This window comes from Raineyella sp., from assembly GCF_034933565.1.
Classification (GTDB): Bacteria; Actinomycetota; Actinomycetes; order Propionibacteriales; family Propionibacteriaceae; genus Raineyella.
The window spans coordinates 23606-29605 of the sequence record NZ_JAYFNG010000047.1 but is presented as its reverse complement, the minus strand read 5'-3'; the positions used below and the strand labels follow the sequence as shown (position 1 = coordinate 29605).

At 71.2% G+C, this 6000-nt stretch carries 7 protein-coding genes; 5 read left to right on the top strand and 2 right to left on the bottom strand.

Features of this window, described 5'->3' with window-relative positions; genetic code table 11:
- Positions 1-121: 121 nt before the first annotated feature.
- Positions 122-766 (bottom strand): phosphate signaling complex protein PhoU, encoded by a 645-nt coding sequence (phoU, locus tag VB059_RS12600; RefSeq protein WP_323422377.1) that lies wholly within the window; start codon positions 764-766, stop codon positions 122-124.
- Positions 767-1132: 366 nt separating this feature from the next.
- On the opposite strand from phoU, the gene VB059_RS12595 reads away from it, so the two are divergent.
- Positions 1133-2389: a sensor histidine kinase gene (locus VB059_RS12595; protein WP_323422376.1), complete on the top strand. Its 1257-nt coding sequence runs from the start codon at positions 1133-1135 to the stop codon at positions 2387-2389.
- Positions 2386-3063 (top strand): response regulator transcription factor, encoded by a 678-nt coding sequence (locus tag VB059_RS12590; protein WP_323422375.1) that lies wholly within the window; start codon positions 2386-2388, stop codon positions 3061-3063. The genes VB059_RS12595 and VB059_RS12590 overlap by 4 nt, the downstream gene beginning before the upstream one ends.
- A gap of 154 nt (positions 3064-3217) precedes the next feature.
- On the opposite strand, the gene VB059_RS12585 is transcribed toward VB059_RS12590, so the two are convergent.
- Positions 3218-3880 (bottom strand): hypothetical protein, encoded by a 663-nt coding sequence (locus VB059_RS12585; protein WP_323422374.1) that lies wholly within the window; start codon positions 3878-3880, stop codon positions 3218-3220.
- A gap of 206 nt (positions 3881-4086) precedes the next feature.
- Here VB059_RS12585 and VB059_RS12580 point away from each other — a divergent pair, with 206 nt between their 5' ends.
- Genes VB059_RS12580 through ispF form a run of 3 tightly spaced genes read left to right on the top strand, consistent with a single transcriptional unit; the run spans position 4087 to position 5952 of the window.
- Positions 4087-4572 (top strand): CarD family transcriptional regulator, encoded by a 486-nt coding sequence (locus VB059_RS12580; RefSeq protein WP_323422373.1) that lies wholly within the window; start codon positions 4087-4089, stop codon positions 4570-4572.
- Between the two features lie 10 nt (positions 4573-4582).
- Positions 4583-5425 carry a 2-C-methyl-D-erythritol 4-phosphate cytidylyltransferase gene (ispD, locus tag VB059_RS12575; protein WP_323422372.1) on the top strand — a complete coding sequence of 281 codons (843 nt, stop codon included), beginning with the start codon at positions 4583-4585 and terminating at the stop codon, positions 5423-5425.
- Positions 5422-5952 carry a 2-C-methyl-D-erythritol 2,4-cyclodiphosphate synthase gene (gene ispF, locus VB059_RS12570; RefSeq protein WP_323422371.1) on the top strand — a complete coding sequence of 177 codons (531 nt, stop codon included), beginning with the start codon at positions 5422-5424 and terminating at the stop codon, positions 5950-5952. Before ispD ends, ispF begins: the two co-directional genes overlap by 4 nt.
- The last annotated feature ends 48 nt before the right edge of the window (positions 5953-6000 follow it).

Sequence of the window (6000 nt, the reverse complement as noted above, 5' to 3'; positions counted from 1 at the left end):
ACCATGAGCACAGGACGGCCGGGCGGGGAGCTCCCCGCCCGGCCGTCCTGTGCTCATGGTGCCGGACAGATCCGTCCCGGGCGCCTGCCGGGGGCGGACACCTGCCGGGACGGGCGGTGGATCAGACCGGGTCGTCGCCGGTGACGACGTAGACGAGTCGTTCGGCGATCTCCACCGCGTGGTCGGCGATCCGCTCGTAGTAGCGGCCGAGCAGTGCAGTGTCCACCGCCGCCTCGACGCTGTGTGTCCAGGTGCCGTCGACGAGCGTACGGAACTGGTCGCGCCGCAGCTCGTCCATCACCGTGTCCTCGGCGGCGAGGTGCCCGGCGGTGTCGACGTTGAGGTCGCGCAGCATGGTGCTGGCGTCGGCGACCATCGAGCCGGCCACCTCGGCCATCTTGCGGAAGTTGTCCTGCAGGTTGTCCGGCACGGCGTGCTCGGGGAAGCGCAGCCGGGCGATCTTGGCCACATGGGCGGCCAGGTCACCCATCCGGGTGAGCTCGCCGAGCATCCGGATCGCGGAGAAGACGGTGCGCAGCTCGCCGGCCACCGGGGCCTGGCGGGCCAGCATCGAGAAGGTGCGCCGCTCGAGCTCCTCGGCCAGCTCGTCGATCAGCCGGTCCTTGGAGATCACCTGCTCGGCCAGCGGCAGGTCGGCGGTCAACAGGGCTGTCGTCGCGTCGGCAAGGGCGGTGTGGACGAGGTCCACCATCCGCGCGAGATCGGCCATCGTCTCCCGGAGCTGTGCCCGGTACGTGTCGCGCACCCCGGCCCTCCTCTCGTGTGTTGTGCCTACGGGGGTCATCGCGGTCTCGACCGTGTTCTCGACCGGCGGCCGGGGGCTGTGCTGTCTGCCCCGCCGGACCTGCCACCGGTGCCGCCCGGGCGTCGGATCGTCCCTCGTCACCGTCTGCCGTCCCGTCCGGTCTGCGGCAGGGTGACACGCCAATATAGCCCGTCAGCGTGTCGGCGCGGCGTCGGTGCCGGCCGAGGGGAGGCCCCTCGCCGCATCCCGGACGTTATCCCACCGACGGGTTACCCGGGCGCGGGCGGGCTGAACACCTCGTGAACAATGCGTGAACCCGCCCGCCCGGCACGGGGGAGACCCGTCCGGCCCCGTATGATCTGGCCTGTGAACGCCTCCTTCGCCGCCGCTGGTGGCCTCGTGGTGGGCGTGCTCCTCGGGGTCCTGGTGATGGCGCTGCGCGACCGGGCCCGGCGTCTCCGTGAGGAGAAGCTACGCGCCCAGCTGGCCGCCCGGGTGAGCGTACGTCCCGAGGTCTCCCAGGTGCTCAACCAGTTGCGGGCGGGTGCACTGGTCATCGGCCCGCATGACGAGGTGCTCCAGTCGACCGCGCAGGCCCGTACGCTCGGCGTCGTCCGCAGCGCCCGGGTGGTGGTCCCCGCGGTGCTGTCGCTGGTCAGGCAGGTCCGCCAGGACCGGCGCCCGCGCAGCACCGAGCTGGACCTCAAGCGGGAGGGGCTGACCAGCCTGCACCTGATGGCCCGGGTGGCGCCGCTCGACGACCGTACGCTGCTGGTGCTGGTCGAGGACCGGACCGCGGCCCGGCGGATCGACGAGACCCGGCGTGACTTCGTGGCCAACATCTCCCACGAGCTGAAGACCCCGATCGGTGCCGTCACCCTGCTCGCCGAGACGGTGGAGGAGGCGGCGGACAGCCCGGACGACGTCCGCCGGTTCGCCCGGCGGCTGCAGATCGAGGGGGGCCGGCTCTCGGACCTCGTCCGCCAGATCATCGACCTCAGCCGGCTGCAGTCCGACGACCCGCTGCTCGACCTGAACGAGGTGCTGGTCGACGAGGTGATCGTCGATGCCGTCGATCGCAACCGGGTCGACGCGGAGGACCGCCACATCACCCTCACCGTCGGCGGGCCGTCCGGCCTGGAGGTGATCGGCGACGAGGAGCAGCTCATCGTCGCCGTCTCCAACCTGATCGAGAACGCGATCCTGTACTCCGAGCGGGGGGCCCGGGTGGCGGTGGCCGCCCGGACGGTCCTGCTGGGCGGTGAGGACTTCGTGGAGATCAGCGTCTCGGACAACGGGATCGGCATTCCCGAGGACGAGCTGCAGCGGATCTTCGAACGGTTCTACCGGGTCGACTACGCCCGCAGCCGGGACAACGGCGGCACCGGCCTCGGCCTGTCCATCGTCAAGCACATCGCCGCCGCCCACGGCGGCTACGTCCGGGTCTGGAGCAAGCTGGGGCAGGGCTCCACCTTCACCATCCGGATCCCCCGCTACCTTGAGGGGGAGGCCACCGTCGGCACCTCTGCCGGCGACACCGCCACCACGTACCAGTCCGGCACCACGTACCAGTCCGACGCGCCGGCGGCGCAGGGGACACACTCCCAGGAGGTAGAGGGATGACCCGAGTTCTCGTCATCGAGGACGAGGAGTCCTATCGAGAAGCGCTGTCCTACATGCTGCGCAAGGAGGGCTTCGACGTGGTCGAGGCCCCCGACGGCGCCGAGGGACTGGCGGAGTTCGATCGGGGCGGTGCCGACATCGTGCTGCTCGACCTGATGATGCCGGGCATGTCCGGCACCGAGGTCTGCCGGCAGCTGCGGTTGCAGAGTTCGGTGCCGGTGATCATGGTCACCGCCCGCGACACCGAGGTGGACAAGGTGGTCGGCCTCGAGCTGGGCGCCGACGACTACGTCACCAAGCCGTTCTCCCAGCGAGAGCTGCTGGCCCGGATCCGCGCAGTGCTGCGCCGCGGTCAGGAGGTGGAGCTGATCCCCGACGTGGTCGAGGCCGGTGGCGTCCGGATGGACGTGGAGCGCCACGAGGTCGCGGTCAACGGGGAGCCGGTGCGGTTGGCGCTGAAGGAGTTCGAGCTGCTCGAGATGCTGCTCCGCAACGCCGGCCGGGTGATGACCCGCGGCCAGCTGATCGACCGGGTGTGGGGGGCCGACTATGTCGGCGACACCAAGACCCTGGACGTCCATGTCAAGCGGCTGCGCGCCAAGATCGAGGAGAACCCGGCCCGGCCGGTCCACCTGGTCACCGTCCGTGGCCTCGGCTACAAGTTCGAGGGCTGACCGTACGGGCTCCTCGAGCCATCTGATTCGGATCCGGATCGCGTCCCGAGCCAGCTGATCCCGGATCGCCTCCCGAGCCGTCCGGCCCCGGATACCGAAACCCCCGGTCGGAGGACTCCGGCCGGGGGTGCACAGGTGGGGCGTGCGGCGTGCGTCAGCCGTTCGCCTTCGGGGTGGCGGACGCCGAGGCCGACGCCGGAGCCGAGGGCGACGCGGAGGCGGACGTCGGGGCCACCGCCGACATGGTGGCGAAGTCCGGCTTCGTCGCGTCGATCACGGGGACGCGGGCGGTGATCCGGCCGTTGTTCTGGAAGGTGAGGGTCAGCTCGACGTCGATACCCGGGGTGAGCTTGGCGCCGGTGATGGTGGTGCGCTCATCCTCGAGCCGGACCGGCTTCTCGACGGTGATCGCCAGCGGCTCGGGCAGGGTCGCGCTGATCGTGCCGGCGGTGTCGCCGTCGGGCTTCAGCGACCGCCCGGAGACGGACTGCAGGGTGTCGAGGGTCGGCTTGGCGGCCTGCGCGGTCTGGCTGTTGCTGAACGGGGTGCTGGAGGGGGACGCGTACACGGTGCCGGCGAGGTGGGCCTGGCTGCCGTCAGGCCTGGCGATCACCATCAGGTTGCGCACCTTGATCAGGCCCTTGCCCTGGTCGACCTGGTGGCCGTCGGCGAGGTCGAGGTTCACGCCCTCCGCCTGGGTGTACTGCTGCAGCGTCTGGTGTTCGAAGCCCATGCGGCATCCCGCGAGCCCGAACAGGGAGGCGGTAGCGACAAGGACGACGGCGGCGCGCTTGGCGTGGTTCTTCAGGGTGGGCACGATTCAGGACTCCTCGTTGGGCCAGCTCAGACTCGTGCACAGAGTAGCCAGAAACGTGGTCACCCGGCACATCGTTTGCCACCTGTGGCTGTCACGATCGGGCGTCAATCCGTCCCACGCTAACCGCAGCGGGCCGGAGCTGCCAAGTCGATTCGGGGCGTGTCACGAGCCTCCGTGATAGAATCGGGGCGCGAAAGGGGACATGTATGACGTTTGCAGTCGGTGAAACGGTGGTCTATCCCAATCATGGGGCGGCCGTCATCGAGAACATGGAAACCCGCAAGATCAAGGGGGAGGACAAGCTCTACCTGGTGCTGAGGATCGTCGGCCAGAACGATCTGGTGGTCCGGGTGCCGGCGTGCAATCTCGACCTGGTCGGCGTCCGGGACGTCGTGGATGCCGATGGTCTGGAGAAGGTCTTCGAGGTGCTGCGGGCTCCGCACGCGGAGGAGCCCGCGAACTGGTCCCGCCGCTACAAGGCCAACCTGGAGAAGCTGCACTCGGGCAATGTGCTCAAGGTCGCCGAGGTCGTCCGTGACCTGTGGCGTCGGGGCAATGACCGCGGCCTGTCGGCCGGTGAGAAGCGGATGCTGGTCAAGGCCCGTCAGGTGCTCGCCTCGGAGGTCGCCCTCGCGGAGAAGTGCGACGAGGAGCGTGCGGAGGAACTGCTGGACGAGGTCCTCGCCTCCTGATCTGTCCCCCATGACATCTGTGCACACGTCGTCCGGACCGGTCGTCGCCGTGGTGGTGGCGGCCGGTTCCGGCGTCCGCCTCGGTGAAGGTGGCCCCAAGGCGCTGCGGACGATCGGTGGCCGCGCCCTCGTCGCCCACTCCGTCGAGGCGCTGGCGGCCGGCGGGGTCGACCGGATCGTCGTCGTCGGCCGCGCCCGGCTCGCCGACGACTTCACCCGGGCCCTGGCCGACGCCCCCCTCCCGTGGACCCTCGTCGAGGGTGGCGAGGAGCGGCAGGACTCCGTCGCCAACGGCCTCGCCGAGGCCGAACGGGTCGCGCCGGCCGCCCGCCACGTGCTGGTGCACGACGCCGCCCGCCCGTTCGTGCCCGCCACCGTGGTGGCCGCGGTGCTCGCAGCACTGCGCGACGGGGCGACCGCGGTGATCCCGGCCGTTCCCGTCATCGACACCATCCGGGTGGCCGACCCGGTGCCGGGCGAAGCCACCGTGGTGGACCGGTCCCGGTTGCGGGCGGTGCAGACCCCCCAGGGCTTCGACCTGGCGACGCTCGTCCGCGCCCACCACCACGTACGCTCCGTGGGCCTGGCGGTGACCGACGACGCGATGGCCTGTGAGGCGATCGGGGAGCGGGTCGTCCTCGTCGACGGGTCCCGCGACTCGCTCAAGGTCACCGAGCCCTTCGACCTGCTCGTCGCCGAGGCCGTCTGGCGCGGGCGCCGGCCCGCCGCTGACCCGCCGGCCGCTCACCCGTCGACCGACGGTACGTCGACCGACGATACGTCGGCCATTCACCCGTCGGACGGCGGTGCGTCGACCGACGGTACGCAGATGATGGGAAGGACCTCCCGGTGAACCACGAACCCCTGCCCGTCGGCCCGGCGCGGATCCGTACCGGGATCGGCACCGATGTGCACCGCTTCGCCGAGGGTGTGCCGATGTGGGTGGCCGGGCTGCACTTCCCCGAGGAGGCGTACGGCCTGGAGGGCCATTCCGATGGGGACGTGGCCTGCCATGCCGCCTGCGACGCCCTGTTGTCCGCCGCCGGGCTGGGTGACCTCGGCTCCAACTACGGCACCGCCGACCCGGAGTGGGCCGGAGCCGCCGGTGTCGCCTTCCTCGCCGAAACCGCCCGCCGGGTGCGTGCCGCCGGGTGGGAGATCGGCAACGTCGCGGTGCAGGTCGTCGGCGTACGCCCCCGGATGGCGGCCCGCCGGCCCGAGGCCGAGAAGGTGATGTCGGCGGCGCTCGGCGCGCCGGTCAGCGTGTCGGCGACGACGACGGACGGCCTCGGCTTCACCGGGCGCGGCGAAGGGCTCGCCGCGATCGCCACCGTGCTGGTGCTGCGACGCGATCCCACCCGTGGGCGGCCCTCGCCCTGAGGCCGCGGGGCCTTCCGCTCGGTCGCTGCCGGTGGATCGCCACCTGGG